This window comes from Brevundimonas sp. SH203 (assembly GCF_002157625.1).
In the GTDB taxonomy this organism is placed as follows: Bacteria; Pseudomonadota; Alphaproteobacteria; order Caulobacterales; family Caulobacteraceae; genus Brevundimonas.
Window position 1 is genome coordinate 55195 of record NZ_BDMM01000008.1, and the last position, 18616, is coordinate 73810.

General features: G+C 68.9%; 20 protein-coding genes. 13 read left to right on the forward strand and 7 right to left on the reverse strand.

What is annotated here, in order from left to right; translation table 11 throughout:
- The first annotated feature begins 43 nt into the window (after positions 1-43).
- Together aceA and SH203_RS14760 are read left to right on the forward strand one after the other, a co-directional pair.
- The gene (gene aceA, locus SH203_RS14755) at positions 44-1324 is read left to right on the forward strand and encodes an isocitrate lyase (protein ID WP_087121722.1); all 1281 of its coding nucleotides are present in this window, start codon (positions 44-46) and stop codon (positions 1322-1324) included.
- 21 nt (positions 1325-1345) lie between these two features.
- Positions 1346-1555: a hypothetical protein gene (locus SH203_RS14760; RefSeq protein WP_087121723.1), complete on the forward strand. Its 210-nt coding sequence runs from the start codon at positions 1346-1348 to the stop codon at positions 1553-1555.
- Positions 1556-1626: 71 nt separating this feature from the next.
- On the opposite strand, the gene SH203_RS14765 is transcribed toward SH203_RS14760, so the two are convergent.
- Together SH203_RS14765 and SH203_RS14770 are read right to left on the reverse strand one after the other, a co-directional pair.
- Positions 1627-2763, reverse strand: coding sequence for a hypothetical protein (locus SH203_RS14765; protein ID WP_087121724.1), 1137 nt, complete (start codon positions 2761-2763; stop codon positions 1627-1629).
- 83 nt (positions 2764-2846) lie between these two features.
- Positions 2847-3782, reverse strand: a complete 936-nt coding sequence (locus SH203_RS14770) for a ribose-phosphate pyrophosphokinase (protein WP_087121725.1) — start codon at positions 3780-3782, stop codon at positions 2847-2849.
- Between the two features lie 194 nt (positions 3783-3976).
- Here SH203_RS14770 and SH203_RS14775 point away from each other — a divergent pair, with 194 nt between their 5' ends.
- Positions 3977-4831, forward strand: coding sequence for an outer membrane protein assembly factor BamD (locus SH203_RS14775; RefSeq protein WP_087121726.1), 855 nt, complete (start codon positions 3977-3979; stop codon positions 4829-4831).
- Positions 4832-4918: 87 nt separating this feature from the next.
- The gene (gene recN, locus SH203_RS14780) at positions 4919-6628 is read left to right on the forward strand and encodes a DNA repair protein RecN (protein ID WP_087121727.1); all 1710 of its coding nucleotides are present in this window, start codon (positions 4919-4921) and stop codon (positions 6626-6628) included.
- Positions 6629-6637: 9 nt separating this feature from the next.
- Here recN and SH203_RS14785 read toward each other — a convergent pair whose 3' ends face one another.
- From SH203_RS14785 to SH203_RS14800, 4 genes are all read right to left on the reverse strand, one after another.
- On the reverse strand, positions 6638-7543 hold the full coding sequence (locus tag SH203_RS14785) for a cobalamin biosynthesis protein CbiG (RefSeq protein ID WP_087121728.1): 906 nt from the start codon (positions 7541-7543) through the stop codon (positions 6638-6640).
- A 90-nt stretch (positions 7544-7633) separates the two neighbouring features.
- Complete coding sequence (locus SH203_RS14790) at positions 7634-8149, reverse strand: hypothetical protein (RefSeq protein ID WP_087121729.1); 516 nt, start codon at positions 8147-8149, stop codon at positions 7634-7636.
- Between the two features lie 4 nt (positions 8150-8153).
- Positions 8154-8951: an exodeoxyribonuclease III gene (xth, locus tag SH203_RS14795; RefSeq protein WP_087121730.1), complete on the reverse strand. Its 798-nt coding sequence runs from the start codon at positions 8949-8951 to the stop codon at positions 8154-8156.
- Between the two features lie 105 nt (positions 8952-9056).
- On the reverse strand, positions 9057-9998 hold the full coding sequence (locus SH203_RS14800; RefSeq protein WP_200808971.1) for a hypothetical protein: 942 nt from the start codon (positions 9996-9998) through the stop codon (positions 9057-9059).
- A gap of 124 nt (positions 9999-10122) precedes the next feature.
- On the opposite strand from SH203_RS14800, the gene SH203_RS14805 reads away from it, so the two are divergent.
- The 7 genes from SH203_RS14805 (at position 10123) to SH203_RS14835 (ending at position 15809) form a co-directional block, all read left to right on the forward strand.
- Complete coding sequence (locus tag SH203_RS14805; protein WP_087121731.1) at positions 10123-11205, forward strand: MBL fold metallo-hydrolase; 1083 nt, start codon at positions 10123-10125, stop codon at positions 11203-11205.
- On the forward strand, positions 11202-11975 hold the full coding sequence (locus tag SH203_RS14810; RefSeq protein WP_087121732.1) for an enoyl-CoA hydratase: 774 nt from the start codon (positions 11202-11204) through the stop codon (positions 11973-11975). Before SH203_RS14805 ends, SH203_RS14810 begins: the two co-directional genes overlap by 4 nt.
- Before the next feature lie 56 nt (positions 11976-12031).
- A complete protein-coding gene (locus SH203_RS14815) occupies positions 12032-12535 on the forward strand; it encodes a GNAT family N-acetyltransferase (protein ID WP_087121733.1) in 504 nt (167 codons plus the stop codon).
- A 127-nt stretch (positions 12536-12662) separates the two neighbouring features.
- Positions 12663-13313 carry an OmpW family protein gene (locus SH203_RS14820; RefSeq protein WP_087121743.1) on the forward strand — a complete coding sequence of 217 codons (651 nt, stop codon included), beginning with the start codon at positions 12663-12665 and terminating at the stop codon, positions 13311-13313.
- Between the two features lie 71 nt (positions 13314-13384).
- Complete coding sequence (locus SH203_RS14825; RefSeq protein ID WP_200808972.1) at positions 13385-13936, forward strand: DUF1285 domain-containing protein; 552 nt, start codon at positions 13385-13387, stop codon at positions 13934-13936.
- On the forward strand, positions 13933-14595 hold the full coding sequence (locus SH203_RS14830) for a CoA pyrophosphatase (RefSeq protein ID WP_087121734.1): 663 nt from the start codon (positions 13933-13935) through the stop codon (positions 14593-14595). The genes SH203_RS14825 and SH203_RS14830 overlap by 4 nt, the downstream gene beginning before the upstream one ends.
- Complete coding sequence (locus tag SH203_RS14835) at positions 14592-15809, forward strand: CCA tRNA nucleotidyltransferase (protein ID WP_087121735.1); 1218 nt, start codon at positions 14592-14594, stop codon at positions 15807-15809. The genes SH203_RS14830 and SH203_RS14835 overlap by 4 nt, the downstream gene beginning before the upstream one ends.
- Here SH203_RS14835 and SH203_RS14840 read toward each other — a convergent pair.
- Positions 15781-16734, reverse strand: a complete 954-nt coding sequence (locus tag SH203_RS14840) for an endonuclease/exonuclease/phosphatase family protein (RefSeq protein WP_087121736.1) — start codon at positions 16732-16734, stop codon at positions 15781-15783. The genes SH203_RS14835 and SH203_RS14840 overlap by 29 nt on opposite strands.
- Positions 16735-16804: 70 nt before the next feature.
- Between SH203_RS14840 and SH203_RS14845 the strand changes: the two genes are divergently transcribed.
- Both SH203_RS14845 and SH203_RS15925 read left to right on the forward strand, forming a co-directional pair.
- On the forward strand, positions 16805-17266 hold the full coding sequence (locus SH203_RS14845; RefSeq protein ID WP_087121745.1) for a DUF4112 domain-containing protein: 462 nt from the start codon (positions 16805-16807) through the stop codon (positions 17264-17266).
- A 144-nt stretch (positions 17267-17410) separates the two neighbouring features.
- A partial coding sequence (locus SH203_RS15925) for a DUF2793 domain-containing protein (RefSeq protein ID WP_087121737.1) occupies positions 17411-18616 on the forward strand: 1206 nt, incomplete at its 3' end.

Consider the following 18616-nt stretch of genomic DNA (forward strand, 5'->3'; position numbering starts at 1 on the left):
GACGGCGGCTGCGGCCGCGCCCTTCGCAGAGACGAGTTCGACCATGACCACCTTCGCCGATCTGGTTCCTTCGCCCGCCGGCCGCTTCGACGGCATCGAGCGCCCCTATACGCCGCAAGACGTCCTGCGCCTGCGCGGCTCGGTGCCCGTCACCCATACGCTGGCCGAACGTGGCGCGAACAGGCTGTGGGAGCTGCTGCATACTGAGCCCTTCATCAACGCCCTGGGCGCCGTCACTGGCAATCAGGCGATGCAGATGGTCCGTGCGGGTCTGAAGGCCATCTATCTGTCGGGCTGGCAGGTCGCGGCGGACGCCAATACGGCGGGCGCCATGTACCCCGACCAGTCGCTGTACCCGGCCAACGCCGCGCCGGAACTGTGCCGTCGCATCAACCGCACCCTACAGCGCGCCGATCAGATCGAGCACGCCGAGGGCGGGGCCAAGCGCGACTGGTTCGCCCCCATCGTCGCCGACGCCGAGGCCGGTTTCGGCGGGCCGCTGAACAGCTTCGAGATCATGAAGGCCTTCATCGAGGCGGGCGCCGCAGGCGTCCACTTCGAGGATCAGCTGGCGTCGGAGAAGAAGTGCGGACACCTGGGCGGCAAGGTCCTGATCCCGACCCAGGCGCATGAGCGCAATCTGGTCGCCGCGCGTCTGGCCGCCGACGTCATGGGCACCCCGACCCTCACGGTCGCCCGCACCGACGCCGAGTCGGCCCAACTGATCACCTCGGACATCGACGAGCGCGACCAGCCCTTCATCGACCGCGAGAACCGCACGCCCGAAGGGTTCTTCCGCCTGAAGGAAGGCACGGGTCTGGACCACTGCATCGCGCGGGGCCTGTCCTACGCCAACATCGCCGACCTGTTGTGGTGGGAGACCAGCCACCCGGATCTGGACGACGCCAGGAAGTTCGCCGAGGCGATCCAGAAGAAGCATCCGGGCAAGCTGATGGCCTACAACTGCTCGCCGTCGTTCAACTGGGAGGCCAAGCTGGACAAGGCCACCATCGCCAAGTTCCAGCGCGAACTGGGCGCCATGGGCTACAAGTTCCAGTTCGTGACCCTGGCCGGCTTCCACGCCCTGAACAACGCGATGTTCGAGCTGGCGGACGGCTATCGCGACAACGGCATGGCGGCCTATTCGGAGCTGCAGCAGCGCGAGTTCGCCAACGAGGCGCGCGGCTACACCGCCACCCGTCACCAGCGCGAAGTCGGCACCGGCTATTTCGATCAGGTCGCCACGGTCATCTCCAACGGCACGTCGTCCACGACCGCGCTGAAGGACTCGACCGAGACCGCCCAGTTCACCCACGCGGCTTAACCCAGGAAAGGAACCGCACCGATGGAACCTCTGACCCGAACCGAAGCCATCATCGACTTCTGCCTGGCGCCTTTGGCGCTCGACACCGGCACGGAAGCCGAGCGGGAGGTGCGCCGTCGCATGACGCACGTTCTGCGGACCTATCAGGCCAAGACCGCCGCACCTGTCGCCGTGGACTTCTCGTCCATGCCGTCGCAGGTCATCAACGAGGCGGCGCACGGCTACGAATAGATCGTCGCCAACAAAGAAGGCCCGCTCCGATCGCTCGGGGCGGGCCTTTCGTCGTTCTGGACCGGAAGGACCTAGCGGGTGGTCGGGCCGGTGTTCAGCGATTGAGTGGTGGTGACGGCCGGTGTGGCGGCCGGGGCGGGCGTCTGAGCCGGAGCGACAGCCGCGACCGGGGTGCGGGCGGGGGCGCCGGTTTCCTGCGGATCGCCGACGATGATGGTGGTGATCTGGGTGGCCTCGGTGGTGCAGGTGGCCAGATCGCGCGTCACATGACGGCCCAGGCAGAAGATGTCCTCATAGCTGGGGCGCGAGGCGGCCAGGCACTGGAACAGCATCAGCTTGGACATGTTCAGGCAGAATTCGCTGTTCGGCTCGTGCGTCAGGGCCTCGGTGTTGACCCGCGCCTCGTCGCCGCCGGCGCCCAGGGCGCCCAGGGCTGCGATGGCCAGCGAACGCACGACGGCGGGGGTGTAGGGCGGACCCTTGCGCGATGTTTCCAGCCCCAGGCCGGTTCCGCTGTTGGCGGCGGCGAACAGACGGGCCGATTCCTCGGCCGAGGGCAGCATATTGACCTCGGACAGGTGTTTGGCGCCCTCCAGCCGGACCTCACGGTTGGCGATCGGCGTAACGGCCCAGCGGCGGCGCGGATCGCTGCGGCCCTGGATCGTATAGGCGTCTTGTTCGATGCCCTCGGCGATGGCGCGCATAGCCACGGAATCCTTGCCGATGGTGCTGGCGATCAGGCCGGCGGCGGCGTCGGCGCCAGGCAGGGTGGCGGCATAGGCCGGGTCGGCGACGATCTGGGCCACCATCTGCTGGCGCTGGGTCGGGTCGATGGCGAACTGGCGCACCCCGGCGACGAACTCGGGCGACTGCATGGCGATGATGGCGCCATAGGCGATCAGGCCGCGCGACAGCTGTTCGGCGTCATAGGACGCGCCCTTGCGGATCGCCGCCTGGATCGATTCCGCATCGGGGAAGCCGCCCGGCTGGATGGTGCGGGCCTCGCGCAGGAAGGCCACGTAGATGGAGGCGGCCTCGGCCACGCCCTGGTTCAGCGACACGGGGGGCGGCTGGCGGGCGGCCAGTTCGGCCGCGAGGCGCTGAGCCTCCAGCTCGGCCTTGGACGGTCCGCTCTCGCAGCTGGCGAGTATCATGGCGGCGACGAGGGCGACGGCGGAGACGCCGCGGCGCAGGGGGGCCGATTTCATTGGAACATCCTCAAGGCGATCACGCGCGCAAAAGCGCCAACACTATGGGCGCTTATAAGGCGTTCCGTATGGTTACCCGAGGGTTAATCGAACAGTTTGGAGACCGATTCCTCGTTCGCGATCCGACGGATAGCTTCACCGATCAGCGGAGCCACGGAAACCGCGCGGATTTTCGGGCAGTTCAAAACTTCGTGGGGTTGTTCGATAGAGTTGGTGATCACCAGCTCCTTCAGCGGGCCGTCGGTGATGCGCTGGACCGCCGGGCCGGACAGGACGCCGTGGCTGATGTAGGCCGACACCTCGGTCGCGCCCTGGGCGATCAGAGCCTTGGCGGCGTTGACCAGGGTGCCGCCCGAATCGACGATGTCGTCGAACAGGATGCAGCGGCGACCCTGGACATCGCCGATGATGTTCATGACCTCGCTCTCGCCCGCCTTGGGGCGGCGCTTGTCGACGATGGCCAGGTCGGCGTCCAGACGGCTGGCCAGGGCGCGGGCGCGCACCACGCCGCCCACGTCGGGCGAGACGATCATCAGGTCGTCGCCGCGGGCGTAGTTTTCCTTGATGTCCTGGGCCAGGACGGGCGTGGCGACCAGATTGTCGGTCGGAATGTCGAAGAAGCCCTGAATCTGGCCCGCATGCAGATCCATGGTCAGCACCCGGTCGGCGCCGGCGCGGGTGATCAGATTGGCCACCAGCTTGGCCGAGATCGGGGTGCGGCCGCCGGTCTTCCGATCCTGACGGGCGTAGCCGAAATAGGGCATGACGGCCGTGATCCGCCGCGCCGAGGCCCGGACCAGGGCGTCGGTGATGATCAGCAGCTCCATCAGGTTGTCGTTGGCCGGATAGGAGGTCGACTGCAGGATGAAGACATCCTCGCCCCGTACATTTTCCTCGATGACGGCGAAGACCTCGTTGTCGGCGAAACGCTTGACCTGGGCCTTGGTCAGGGGGGCGTCCAGGTGGTCGGCGATGGCCTGCGACAATGCGCGGTTGGAGTTGCCAGAGAGCAGCTTCATCGGCCGGTCATCCTTTCGCCGTCATCCGCCCCCCATGAACGGCGGTCGGTTGGCGCGCTCTTTACCAGCGGAGCCGGGCAGGGCAAGTCATATGCGGAGATTTCCTCGGCATGGCGCCGCTCGGTCTCGGGTGCTAGAGATCGCCGCCTTGGTTTCCGACGGAAGCGGTCCTATGACCGTGTCCTTCACACGTCATGGGGTCGTCCTTGTCCGTTTCTAAGTTCCGTTCCGGCATGGTGCTGATGGCCGCGGCGCTCGCCGCCGTGACGATTTCCGGCTGCTCCGGCACAAAACGCCCCAAGCTCGCCTATGAAGAACGCCCGGTCGAGGCGCTCTACAACACCGGCTATGATCGCTTGCAGCAGCGGCGCTGGTCCGACGCGGTGGACTATTTCCAGGAAGTCGAACGTCAACATCCCTATTCGGACTGGGCGCGTCGTTCGATCCTGATGCAGATCTACGCCTACTATCAGAACAACAACTACGCCGACGCCATCGCGGCGGCGGATCGGTTCATCCAACTGTTCCCCGGCAATCCGTCGGCGGCCTACGCCTTCTACATGAAGGCGGTCTGCAACTTCGAACAGATCACCGATGTCGGTCGCGACCAGGGCTACGCCACCGCCGCCCTGGCCGGTCTGAAGGACGTGGCTCGCCGCTATCCCGGCACGCCCTACGCCTCGGACGCGGCCGTCAAGATCGACATGGTCAACGACCAGCTGGCCGGCAAGGAAATGAACATCGGCCGCTACTATCAGCGCGCCAACCAGCCGCTGGCCGCCCTGAACCGCTACAAGGCCGTCATCGCCAACCCCGACTATCAGCGCACCTCGCACACGCCGGAAGCCCTGTATCGTCTGGTCGAGGTGAACCTGCAGCTCGGGCTGAAGGAAGAGGCGACGCGCAACGGCGCCGTCCTGGGCTACAACTATCCCGGCAGCCCCTGGTATTCCGAGGCCTACGCCCTGCTGACCGAAAACGGCCAGACGCCGGAGAAGGCGCCCGAGGCCAAGCGCGAAGGCTGGCTGAAGCGTCTCATTCCCGGCTGAGGCATCTTCGCCTTTCTGGTCGCAATTCCTGATTTGTTCCTGAGCGGGCCGCGTTAGAATGACGGCGATGTCGAATCGCGTGCGCCCATGCTGACCGCCCTGTCCATTCGCGACGTTGTCCTGGTGGACGCGCTGGATCTCGACGTCGCGTCGGGGCTGACCGTGCTGACCGGCGAGACGGGGGCGGGCAAGTCGATCATTCTGGACGCGCTTGGCCTGGCGCTGGGTGGGCGTGGCGATGCGGGATTGGTGCGGCATGGCGCAAAGCAGGCGGTGGCGACGGCGGTGTTCTCGGCGCCTGACGATCCCGATCTGCTGGCCCTGATCGCCGACAAGGGTTTCGACGTCCAGCCGGGCGAGGATCTGATCCTGCGCCGGGTTCTGGGCGCGGACGGCCGCAGCCGCGCCTATGTCAACGACCAGCGTGCCGGGGTGACGGCCGTGCGCGAGATCGGCGCAGCCCTGGTCGAGGTTCATGGCCAGCACGAGACGGTGGGCCTGCTGGACTGGCGCACCCATCGCGGGGCGCTGGACGCCTATGGCGGGCTACAGCCGCAGCTGTCGGCGGTGGCCGCCGCATCGACCAGGCTGAAGGCCGCAGAGGCCAAGCTGGCCGAACTGCAGGCCCAGGCCGCCGACGCCGCCGCGCGTCTGGAAGAGATCAGCCTGAACTTGGCCGAACTGGACGCCTTGGACCCGCGCGCCGATGAGGAGACGGAACTGGCCGGCGAACGGGCGCTGCTGGGCGCGGCGGAAAAGGCCATCGCCGACCTGGCCGACGCCCGCACGCAGCTGGGCGGCGACAAGCTGAGCCAGAAGCTGGGGGCGGCCCTTCGCGCCGTCGAACACGCGCGCCAGCGGGCCGGACAGGCGGGGGCCGAGGGGGATCATCCGGTCGTTCTGAAACTGTCCGCCGCCGTGGAGGCCATCGATCGCACCATGGTCGAGGCGGCCGAAGCCATCGCCGCCGTGGACGCCGCCGCCGACGCCTTCGACTATGAGCCGGGGCGTCTGGACAAGGCGGAGGAGCGGCTGTTCGCCCTGCGTGCGGCGGCGCGAAAGCTGAACACCAGCGTCGACGCCCTGCCGAGCCTGCGTATCCGTCTGCGCGAACAACTGCGTCTGATCGAGGACGGCGAGGAGGCGCTGACCAATGCGGGCCGCGAGGCCGCGCAGGCGGCCGAAGCCTATGATCTGGCCGCCGAATTCCTGACCTCGGCGCGCGAGGCGGCGGCTGATCGGCTGACCGCCGCCGTCATGGGCGAACTGACGCCGCTGAAGCTGGAGCGGGCGCGGTTCCGCGTGGCGCTGGAGCGGATCGAGGGACGGCGCGGGCCGGAGGGGCTGGAAACCGTGCGGTTCCAGATCGCCACCAACGCCGGAACCGATTTCGGCCCGCTGGACGCCATCGCCTCGGGTGGCGAACTGGCGCGCTTCGCCCTGGCCATGAAGGCGGCTTTGGCCAGCCGCGAGGACATGCGCCAGCCGGTGATGATCTTCGACGAGGTGGATCAGGGGGTGGGCGGCGCAGTGGCCGAGGCCGTCGGATCGCGCCTGAAACGGCTGTCGACCGGCGCCCAGGTTCTGGTCGTGACCCACAGCCCCCAGGTCGCCGCGCGCGGTCACGCCCACTGGAAGGTCAAGAAGGCCGATGCGCCTTCCGAAACCGGCGTCATGACCACCACCACCGTCGTCGCCCTGAATGATGAAGACCGCCAGGAGGAGATCGCCCGGATGCTGTCCGGCGCCGCCATCACCGACGAGGCCCGCGCAGCGGCGCGGGCGCTGATCGGCTGATCGCCGGGTTCAGGCTCCGAGAATCCAGCCTTCTTCCTGCTCGACCTTCTCTATCAGTTCGGGCGTGGCGGTCTTGGGCGGCGCGAAGGCCTTGGCCAGGTCGTCGGCGTCGTCCATGCGGGCCAGGGCCTCGGCGGTGGTGCGAACCTGGGCCTGGTCCTTGAACTCGCCGGGTTCCAGCTTGGTGTCGAACATCGAGGGCCAGACCTCCACCATCAGGGCGGACAGCGGCTCGACGTCGTCGGGCGTCAGTTCGCGCCAGCCCGTGCCGAACGGCCAGACGGCGCCGGACGGCCCCAGGCTTTCCAGCAGGCGACGCACGGCGGGGATGCCGACCAGGGTCTGGCCGCCGACGGCGCCCGCGCCATGCATCTGCCACACGCTCTTGGGCTGAAGCCGGCCCTTGCGAACCGCGTCCTCGGTGGCGCGGAACTCGGGGATGTCGGCGCCCGATCCTGCCGGCGGCTTGGTCGTGGTCAGCCAACGCTGGGCCTGTTTGGCCGGAGCGCCCCAGAAGGGCCAGGCCTCGTCGGTCATTAGCCGGTTCATCTTGGCCGCCACCTGATAGCGGTTGTTGGTGTTGTCGGCCTTGTCCACGATGTTGCCGGCGATGAATTTCCACATCGCCTGCCAGGGCGCGCCGTCCAGCTTCAGGCGCGCGGCTGTGCCGGCCGGGTAGCCGAAGTTGAAGTCCAGCCCGACCAGGACGCGGTCGCCGCGCTTCCTGTGATCGGCCAGGATGGAGGCCAGCAGGGCCTCGCCCTCGGCGCGCGTGGCGACGTTGTGCGTCTCGGTATAGAGGCGGAAGCGCACGTCGCGCTTGGCCACGCCGATCCACAGCGACGTATCGCCCAGCTTCTTCGTTTCGGCGGCGGTCCAGTCGGCGACGACATAGGCGTCGAAAAGGCGGGCCAAGGCGGCCTCCTCAGGTCAAAGGCGTGTCGGGATATGAGCGGGGGCTTCTACCGCCCCCCGGCGACAATCGCAAAGGGGCCGATTGTCCTGTCAGCCCTTCAGCAGGGCTTCCAGGTGCGACAGCCAGCGCCGGCCCAGCCGCAGGGCCTCGCCCGGCGAGCCGGTCTGGACGGGCAGGGCGGCGTCCCACAGGGCCAGCTCGAACTCGGGATGGCGGGCGTCTGCGAACATCAGGCGCAGCACCACCTGTTCGGCGTCGGGGGCCAGGACGTCCAGCGACTTGCGCGCCTCGCCGCGCCGGATGCGGGCCACGACGTGGCCGTCGACGATGATCTCGCCGCCCTCGACCTCCTCGAAGGCGTAGGCCAGACCGTGGGCGCCGTTGGCCCACAGAACCACCACCTGTTCCACGTCGAAGTTCAGGGCGCAGGCGCGGCCTTCGCCCGGCGACAGGGCCTCCACCTCAGGCGCGGCGCCCAGGGCCTTCAACATGGCGCGGCGCAGGCGGCGTTGCGGCTCCATCCACCACGACAGCGCCAGAGCCAAGGTCGTCAGCAGGGCCGCCGCCAGGGCGATCAGCAGAACCACCCGAAAGACGTCGGCCATGGCGTCAGACCTCCCCGTCCCTGGACAGATCGATCTCGACCACCACGGGCACATGGTCGCTGGGTTTTTCCATGTCGCGGGCGTCGCGGTGGGTCTCAATCCCCCGGAACCGATCCGCCGCCTGGGGCGACAGCAGGGCGAAGTCGATGCGGATGCCGTGGTCCCGCTGCCAGGCGCCGGCCTGATAGTCCCAGAAGGTGTAGGTTCCGGCCGGTTCTCCGCCGATCTCGTGCGCGTCGGCCAGACCCAGGTTCTTCAGCGCGCGAAAGGCTTGGCGGCTCTGGGGCTGGAACAGGGCGTCGTCAGTCCAGGCGGCGGGGGTCTTGGCGTCCTCGGCCTCGGGGATGACGTTATAGTCGCCGCACAGGGCCAGCGGTTCCTCGAACGCAAGCAGGTCGCGGGCGTGGCGGTTCAGGCGGTCGAACCACGCCAGCTTGTAGGCGAACTTCTCGGTCCCAACGGGATTGCCGTTCGGCAGATAGATCGCGCTGACCCGGATCGGGCGAGGCGCTTCGATCAGGGCCTCGATATAGCGGGCCTGTTCGTCCGTCTCGTCGCCCGGAAGGCCGCGCCGGACATCCGACATCGGGTATTTCGACAGCAGGGCGACGCCGTTGTAGCTCTTTTGCCCGTGCGTCTCGACATTGTAGCCCAGGCTCTCGAAGGCCTCGCGCGGGAACTTCTCGTCCACGCATTTGATCTCCTGGAAACAGGCGACATCGGGGGCGGCCTGTTCCAGCCACGCCAGAACGGTGGGCAGGCGGGCGTTGACGGAGTTCACGTTCCAGGTGGCGATGCGCATGAGGCCAAGGCTAGGCTGCGTCTCGCCTTCGGAAAAGACCGTCGTTCAAAAGAAAAAGGCCGCCGGATCGCCCGGCGGCCTCTCCTGTCGGTATCGAGCCGTCGCTTAAGGGCGACCGCCGGCGGGGGCGGGCGCCGCATCGGCCGGGGCCGTGGTCAGTTTGCAGCCGCCGCCGATCTGTTGCGCGGTGGCGCACGGATAGATCTGCTGCACGACGTTTTCGGCGTTCAGACGGGCGATCACGCCGTCGGCGCCGTCGCACTTGGCCTCATAGAAGACGCCGTTGGCGTTCTGGCCCATCAGGCGAGCTTCGGTCACGTTGCAGGCAGCGGCGGGCGAGGCGGCCAGCAGGGTCTTCACATAGCCGGCGTTCTCGGCGGTCGTGGTGAAGTCGCACTTTCCGCTTTCGGCCAGAACCTGGATGCAGGGGGTCTTGCTCCAAGCGCCGGCTTTTTGCTTGATCCAATAGCCGGCGGCGTCCGAGCAGCCGATCTCATAGATGATGGCGCCGTCACCGGACTGGCCCAGTATCTTGGCCTGGTCGACGGTGCAGGGCACGCCGGCCTGTTTGGCGTAATCGCGCAGGAACTTCTGCGTGTCGGTGTTGGCGGCGATGGTGCATTGGGGGCCGACGTCCGCCGCCGGATCGGCGGCGCGGCGCTGCTCGGCGGTGTGCGCCAGGATGATGCAGCTGGACGCCTCGGGCGGGGTCTTGGTTTCCACCATATAGCCCGGGGCGGCGCCGCAGGCGACTTCATAGACGCTGGTTCCAGTCGTCGTCTTGCCCAGCAACTTGGCCTCGCTGACCTGGCAGCCGGTCGCGGTCTGGCTCATCTGCTCCTGAGCGGCGGCCAGAATCTGTTCGGCGGTCGGCGCGGCGGGCGCACGTTCGCGACGTTGGCGGCCGCCTGCGGCGCGCGAGGCCGAGCCGGCGGTGACGGCGGGTTCCTGCGCGTTCGAACGCGCGGGCTGCTGCGCCATGGCGGGCGCGGCGACCGCGGCGCTGAACAGAAGCGCCGCGACGGCGGCGAAAAGGCGGGATTTCATCGAGGAACACCTGGGTTCTGAAAAACTGGCAGACTTCGTGACCGCCTATTGGGTCAGGGTCAAGGCGGGTGGACGCACCGTGCCGGTCCAGATTACAACAGGCGCGTTGCGATAGGAGACGGACTTGGCGGACGATGGGGCTGCGGTTGTGGCGAGAGACGCGCGGGGGCTGTCCTATCCGTTCGATGGGATTCCGGCGCCGGGCGAGGCGGTGGAGGTCGCGCGCGGCGTGCTGTGGTTGCGGTTCGCGCTGCCGTTTCAACTGGATCATGTGAACGCCTATGCGCTGCGGGACGGCGAGGGCTGGGTGGTCGTCGACACTGGGCTGCGGACTCCCGACGCCGTCGCCGCGTGGAAGGCGGCGCTGGCGGGGCCGTTGGAGGGGCGACCGATCACGCGGCTGATCTGCACCCATATGCATCCCGACCATATCGGTATGGCGGGATGGCTGTGCGAGCGGTCGGGCGCACCGCTTTGGATGTCGCGGCTGGAATATGTGACGGCCCGGATGCTGATGGCCGAGGAGGTCGGAGACGCGCCCGAGGACGGCGCACGGTTCTTTCGCGCCGCGGGCTGGACGGAGGATCAGATCGCGCAATGGCGCGCCGACTACGGCGGGTTCGGCAAGGGCGTCGCGCGGATGCCGCGCAGCTACGGCCGCCTGTCAGAGGGCGATGCGGTCAGGATCGGCGACGACGACTGGACGGTGGTGATCGGGTCGGGACATAGCCCCGAACACGTCTGCCTGTGGCGACGGTCGGACGATGTCTTCCTGGCCGGGGATCAGATCCTGCCGCGCATATCGTCCAATGTCTCGGTCTGGCCGACCGAGCCGCTGGCGGACCCGCTGGGCGACTGGATGGCGTCGCTGGATCGGCTGAGGAGCCTGTTGCCGGAGGGCGCCTTGATCCTGCCCGCCCATGGCGAACCCTTCTACGGCGTTCATGCGCGGCTGGAGGCGCTGAAACGCGGTCACGAGACGGCGTTGAAACGGCTTGAGCGGACGTTGCGTCAACCGTCTAGGGTGGTCGACGGCTTTCCGGCCGTGTTCGGTCGGGTGGTCGGCGACGGCGTTCTGGGCATGGCGACCGGCGAGGCCCAGGCGCATCTGAACTATCTGGAAAGACGCGGCCGCGCCCGGCGGACGCGCGACGAGAACAGCGTCGATTGGTGGATCGCTGTCGAACAGGACGAGGAAACGACGTGAGCGAACATATCCGCACCTATCTGGTCGACGGCGTCCTGACCCTGACGCTGGACCGTGCAGACAAGAAGAACGCCATCACCCAGGCCATGTATTCGGCTTTGGCCGAGGCGACAGAACGGGCGCGCGCCGACGACGCCGTGCGGGTGCTGCTGCTGCGGGCGGAGGGCGACAGTTTCTCGGCCGGCAACGACATCGGCGACTTCATCGCCCTGGGCTCCGCCGCCGCCTCGACGGGCGACATGCCGGTGTTTCGGTTCCTGAAGGCGCTGGCCGATCTGGACAAGCCGGCGGTGGCGGCGGTGAAGGGGCGCGCGGTGGGCATCGGCCTGACCATGCTGCTGCACTGCGACCTGGTGGTGGTGGCCGAGGACGCGCTGCTGTCCGTGCCGTTCGTCAATCTGGCCCTGGCGCCCGAGGCGGCGTCCAGCCTGTTGCTGCCGGCCACGATCGGTCATCAGCGCGCCTTCGAACTGTTCGCCCTGGGCGAGCCGCTGGACGGCCGGACGGCCCTGGCCTGGGGCCTCGCCAACCGCGCGGTTCCCGCCGATCAGGTCGAGGCGACGGCGGCCGATTTGGCGGCGCGGGTTGCGGCGCGCGCGCCCAACTCGATCCGCAAAACCAAGCGGCTGATGCGCGACGCCGAGGGGCTGTGGGCCCTGATGCAGCGCGAGGGCGAGGCCTTCGGTTCGCAGATGAAAAGCCCCGAGGCGATGGAGGCCTTCATGGCCTTCACCCAGAAACGGGCGCCCGACTTCTCCAGGATCGGCTGACCGTCACAAGACCGCGCCTTGATTTGGCGCGGCTTTGCTTCTAGCTGCGCGCGCCCATGTCGCACGCCCTGTCCATTCCCCCGGCCGTCAGCCGGATCGAAGCCGAAACCCCGGCCGACGCCGAAGGCGTGGACGCCCTGGTCATGGCCGCCTTCGGGCCGGGTCGGTTCGCCAAGACGGCCGAACGCCTGCGCGAGGGATCGGCGCCGTCCGCCGGCTTCGTGGCGCATCTGGAGGGGCGGGTGATCGGGTCGGTTCAACTGTGGCCCGTGACGGTCGGGGAAACACCGGCCCTGTTCCTCGGCCCCATCGCGGTGGACGCCGGTCGTCGCAGCGATGGTCTGGGGGCTGAACTGGTTTCCGCCTGCCTGAACCATGCGCGAACCCTGGCGGGGCAGGTCGGCGGGGTGCTGCTGGTCGGGGACCGGGCCTATTTCGAGCGGTTCGGCTTCGTCCCCGCGTCGGACGTGGTTCTGCCGGGGCCGGTGGATCGTCGGCGCGTCCTGTGGCTGGCGACCGGCGTTCCCGGCGTATCGGGAATGGTCGCCATCGCCCGATAGGCTTTTGCGCTGGATCAAGGCGCGTCCCGGCGACCGCGCGCATCACGCCCCCGACGCCAAGGAGCGGTCGCATCAGGCGGCCTGGACGTCGGGGATAACCGAAGTGAAAGCCTATAAGTTCGCCATCATGGCCGCCGTCGCCGCAGCCGCCGTCAGCACGCCGGTCCTGGCCCAGAACGCCGCCGGTTCGAGCGCAGACGCCTGGACCACGCCGCGGGCCGGCGACTGGATCGTCAATGGTCGCGTGACCGATGTCTTCTCCAGGGCCGACGACGCCATCACCACCGCCGCCGGCGCCGACAGCGGCCTGCACGTCGATGTGGGCGACAGCGTCATGCCGACCCTGGGCTTCACCTATTTCCTGACCGACCATCTGGCGGTCGAGGCCATTCTGGGCGCGACCCAGCATGAGATTCGCGCCCAGGGCGGCGCCACCGACGTCGCGGTTCACGAAACCTGGGTCCTGCCGCCGGTCGTGACCCTGCAATACCGCCCGCTGACCGAAGGCCGGTTCAGCCCCTATGTCGGGGCCGGCGTGAACTACATGGTCTTCTTCAACGGCAAGGATAAAAACAACTTCAAGGTCAAGCTGGACGACGGCTTCGGCTATGCCCTGCAGGCGGGCGCCGACATCGGCGTCAAAGGGCCGTGGAGCCTGAACGTCGACGTCAAGAAGGTCTGGTTCAACACCGACGCCGACATCAACGACGGCGCGCTCAAGAGCGACGTGAACCTGGACCCCTGGGTCGTGTCCTTTGGCTTCGGCCGCAAATTCTGATCCGTCGACCTCGAGGACCACAGGCGCGCTGGACAGGTGACGAACCGATCCGGCGCGCCTAAGTCTGTCGTATGGCGGACGAGGCATCAAAGACCGGGCTGAACGCCCTGGCCCAGGCGGCGAAACAGGCTCCGGAACGGGGCATCCCGCCGGTTCATCTGTGGAACCCCGAACATTGCGGCGAAATCGACATCGTCATCCGGCGCGACGGCGTGTGGATGCACGAGGGATCGCCCATAGGCCGCAAGGAACTGGTGCGGCTGTTCTCGACCGTCCTGCGCAAGGGCCCTGACGGCTATCATCTGGTCACGCCGGTCGAGAAGATGAAGATCCGGGTCGAGGATCTGCCGTTCCGCGCGGTGGCGCTGGTGCGCGAGGGCGACGACCTGATCTTCACCACCGATGTCGGCGACGAGGCGCGGGCCGGTCCCGACAATCCCATTGTGGTCGAGACCGATCCCGTGACGGGCGAACCGGCGCCCCGCGTCCATGTTCGTCGCGATCTGTGGGCGCGGATCGCGCGTCCGGTCTTCTATGAGTTGGTCGAGATGGCCGAGGAGGCGGACGGCCGGCTGGTCGTCCGCTCGGGCGGTCAGGTTTTCTCGCTGGGAGCCGTGGCATGAGCCTGGAGACGCTGAAGGCGCGTCTGATCCAGAAACTGGCGCCCATCGACAGCTGGCGGCCGGGGGTGAAGCCGGACCGATCCGACTATGACCTGAACCCCGGCAGCGCGCGGGCGGCGGGAGAACTGCGGCCGGCGGCGGTGCTGATCCCCGTGGTGGCCCGGCCCGAGGGCGCGACGGTCCTGCTGACACGCCGGGCGGACACGCTGGCGCGGCACACCGGCCAGATCGCCTTTCCCGGCGGACGGCTGGACCCCGGTGAGAACGCCGTCCAGGCCGCGCTTCGCGAGGCGGACGAGGAGGTGGCCCTGAACCCGTCCGCCGTTCAGGTTCTGGGTTTGTCCGACGCCTATGAGACGGGAACCGGCTTTCTGGTGACGCCGGTGATCGGCTGGCTGGACGCCGCGCCGGCCGTGACGCCTTCGCCGGACGAGGTGGCCGAGGTGTTCGAGACGCCTTGGGATTTCCTGATGGATGCGGCCAACCATCGGCGCGACTTCTATGATCTGGATGAGGGGCTCAGGCGCTGGTTCTGGGCCATGCCGTGGGGCGAGCGCTACATCTGGGGCGTGACGGCGGGCATTCTGAAAGGGCTGCACGCCCGGCTGTACGGCGACGAGGCCCAGCCGGTCGCCGCCGCCGACGAGGATGCGGCGTGACGGTCTCCATGCGCGGTCAGCCGTGGCTGGAGGCGTCGGCCACCCGTGCGGTGATGGCGGCGCTGGAGACGGAGGGCGGGTCGGGCTGCGCGCGCTTCGTCGGCGGCTGCGTCAGGAACAGTCTGCTGGATCAGCCCGTCGACGACATCGACATCGCCACGACCCTGACGCCCGACCGGACGATGGCGGCGCTGAAGGCCGCCGGTCTCAAGGCCGTGCCGACCGGGGTGGAGCATGGCACGGTGACGGTGGTGTCGGAACGCCGCCCCTATGAAATTACCACCCTGCGCCGCGACGTGGAGACCGACGGACGCCGCGCCGTGGTCGCCTTCACCCAGGACTGGGCCGAGGATGCGGCGCGGCGCGATTTCCGCCTGAACGCCCTTTACGCCGATGCTGACGGTCAGGTGTTCGATCCGACGGGCGGGGGGCTGGCGGATGCGGCGGCGGGGCGGATCGTCTTCGTCGGCGAGGCCGAGACGCGCATCCGCGAGGATTATCTGCGCATCCTGCGCTTCTTCCGTTTTTACGCCTGGTACGGGCGGGGCGCGCCGGACGCCGCCGGGCTGGCGGCCTGCGCGGCGCTGAAGGCCGCGATGGACCAGCTGTCGGCGGAGCGTGTGTCCAAGGAGCTGCTGAAGCTTTTGGCCGCACCCGATCCGCAAGCGGCGGTTCAGGCGATGGTGCAGGCGGGGGTGCTGGTTCAGGTGCTGCCGTCCGTTCAGCCGCTGACCCTGTTTCAGGCCATGTGCGACGTGACGCCCGATCCGGTCCTGCGGCTGTCGGCCCTGCTGCCGGCCGAGGCGTCGGCGGCGGCGGGCGTGGCGGGGGCGTTGCGCCTGTCGAACGTGCAGAGGGATCGGTTGACGGCGGCGGTAGCGGACGGTCCCGTCGTCGCGCCGGACATGGACGTGGCTCATGCGCGGGCGGCGCTGTATCGGCTGGGGCGCGGCGCCTTCGAAGACCGGCTGGCGCGGGCCGAGGCGGCGGGCGGGGGCGACGGCGCGGCCCTGCGTCGGCTTGCGGCGGATTGGACGCCGCCGAAACCGCCGGTCAACGGACGCGATCTGTCGCGGCTGGGCGTCCCGCCGGGACCGGAGACGGGCCGGTTGCTGAAGGCGTTCGAGGACGGCTGGATCGCCGACGACTTTCCCGTGGACGGGCACGAGGACCGGCTGAAACGCCTTATTGCGCCGCGCGGGAGAACTCGGTGATCACCGGCTGGTGGTCCGAGCCGGTGGGCAGGCCCAGGCGGCGGGTGATCAGGGCCAGGTCGGGCGAGCGATAGACCTGGTCGATGGTGATGCCGGCGAAGGCGGGGGCCTGGCTGGGCCAGGTGCCGGGCCAGCCTGGCGCGGGGATCAGGTTCATGTCCGCCTGAATCTGTCGCCCGATCCGGGCGGTGGAGACGCTGTTGAAATCGCCGGCCGCGAGGACGGGATTGTCAGGCGCGGCCAGGCGACGCTCGGTCAGGGCCATGACCTGGGTGATCTGACCCCACTGATACTGATAGGGCCAGGGCCGGGTCAGATGCACGGCGAAGACGTTGATCGGCCCGATGGGCGTCTTCACCACGGCCCCGGCCGCGCTGAGGCCGTCCGGTCTGTCGGGCAGGCGCTGGATGATCGGATAGCGCGAGGCGACGATGGACTGGGCATGATCGCCCGGTCCGCGCATCCGCCCGACGGCGGTGCGGTTGGGATAGCCGGCTAAAAGCTCGTCCAGACGGGCCGCCGGGGCGTCGCCCACCTCGACCAGCACCAGTATGTCGGCGTCGGCCGTGACGATGGAGCGGCGCATGGCCTCGACGTCGGTGTTGAAAACCCAAAGATTGGCCGAATACAGCCGCACGATGGGCTGGTTCGGAGCGGGTGTCCCGCGCGCCGGCGCCCACTGGGGCCAGACCGCGACGGCCAGAACCAGACAGGCCGCCGCGCCGACGCCGGCGGCGGGCCACAGCCGCAGCAACAGACACACAGCCGTCGCCGCCACGGCCGCCAGCAGGGCGGGCGCGGTGAACTGCGCCAGGATGTCGACCCACCGATGGCCGACGCCGCTCAGCGCCGCGATCCCGAACACCGCCAGCCCCGCCAGGGCGGCGCCGGCCAGCACATTCACCGTCAGCTTGAACAGGGTCATCGGCGTGCCGACCTTTCGGAATGAACAAGGGCGCATCGTCCCGCGTTAAGGCGACGCTTTGGAGGGCGATATGGCCGCACGGTCAATCCGCGATATCGAAAACATCTGGTCCAATGTCGAGGGCGTCAAGAAGCTGTCGGACCGGGTCATCGGCATCGGCCCGTTCGGCATGGGTCTGGATGCGCTGCTGACCTGGGTGCCGGTGGTGGGCACCGCCTATACGGTCGGCACCGGCGGCTGGCTGATGCTGCAGGCCGTGCGGGCCAAGGCGACGCCGGCGACCCTGGCGCGGATGGGCGCCTATATGGCTTTCGACGCCGCGACGGGAACGGTGCCCATCGCGGGCGATCTGGTGGACACCTTCTTCCCCGGCCAGTTGATGGCGGCGCGCGCCCTCCAGAAACACATCGAAAGCACTCACTGGGTCGAGGATTCGGAGACCAACGCCCGCGCCAGCGGCGACCACGACCGCCATGAAGCCAGGTTGCAGGCCGAAAAGGGTCTGAAGCGGATCGTCTATCTGCACGACTGAAATAGGATGGCTGGAGGCGCCGCTCCATCCTATTGGCCGCGCTGAAGTCGCTTGAAAACAATCGGTTGTCGGGCGTCAGCGACCATCTTCCGGCCTGAGGGCGCGACGCCGCCAGACTGATCTCCGACGACAACGGAGATTTCGATGAGCGACGACTTCAGCGCGCGTCTGGCCCTGCCTTATCTGGCGGCGGGGCAGATGCAGAAACATGTGACCCTGAACACGGCCCTGACCCGGCTGGACGCCCTGTTGCAGACGGCGGTGGTCAGCCGAACGACGGCGGTTCAGCCCGGCGATCCTGCGGACGGCGATCTCTACATTCTGCCGGCCGATGCTCAAGGCTCGGCGTGGGCCGGGCGAGGCGAGGGCGCCCTGATGCGGTTCGAGGCCGGCGGCTGGGCCGTCGTGCCCACGCCCCCCGGCCTGATCGCCGTGCTGCGGGACGAGGCCGTGGTCGTGATCCGCGACGCGACGGGCTGGAGGTCGCTGGGCGGCTGGCTGGGCGAGGCGCAGGGTCTGAGGCGACTGGGGCTGGGGACCACGGCTACCGCGGCCAATCCCCTTTCGGCCAGGCTGAACGCGGCCCTGTTCACCGCCCGAGCCGTCGAGGAGGGCGGCGACGGCGACCTGCGGCTGACGTTCAACAAACAGGCGGCCGGCGACGTGCTGTCGCTGTTGTTCCAGAGCGGATATGTCGCCCGCGCCGAACTGGGCCTGATCGGCGACGACGATCTGGGGCTGAAGACCTGCGACGACACGGGCGTCTGGCGCTCGGTGTTTCGCGTGGATCGCGCCACGGGTCGCGCGGCCTTCGATCAGGGCGTCATGCGGCGCGAGACGGTCCTGATGACCGCCGACGGCGACTATTCGCCGCCGATCTGGGCGCGATGGATCGAGGCGGTGTGCATCGGCGGCGGCGGGGCGGGCGGCGCCGGTCTGGCGGGACCGGCCGGAACCCCGCGCTTCGGCGGCGGTGGCGGCGGCGCGGGCGGCCTGAGCCAGGGCGGTTGGGCGGTCGAGGAACTGGACGGCCCCCTGTCGATCAAGGTCGGCGCGGGCGGCCTGACGGGGGCGGGCGGCGAAAGCCGGATCGCGGCGGGCGGCGTCGTCCTGTTGCGCGCCTCGGGCGGATCGGCGGGTTCGACGGGCGCAAGCGGCGGGGCGGCCGGCGGCTCCGGCGGCCTGGGTCTGCGCCCCGCGAACGGGGGCGGCGCCTCCTCGATCACGGCGTCGGGCGAAACGGGCGGCGAGAGCCTGTGTCCCGATGGGCCGGGCGGCGGAGGCGGCGGGGGCGGACTGAGCGCCAGCGACATCGCCCGATCGGGCGGCGGCGGCGGCGCCGGCGGCTGG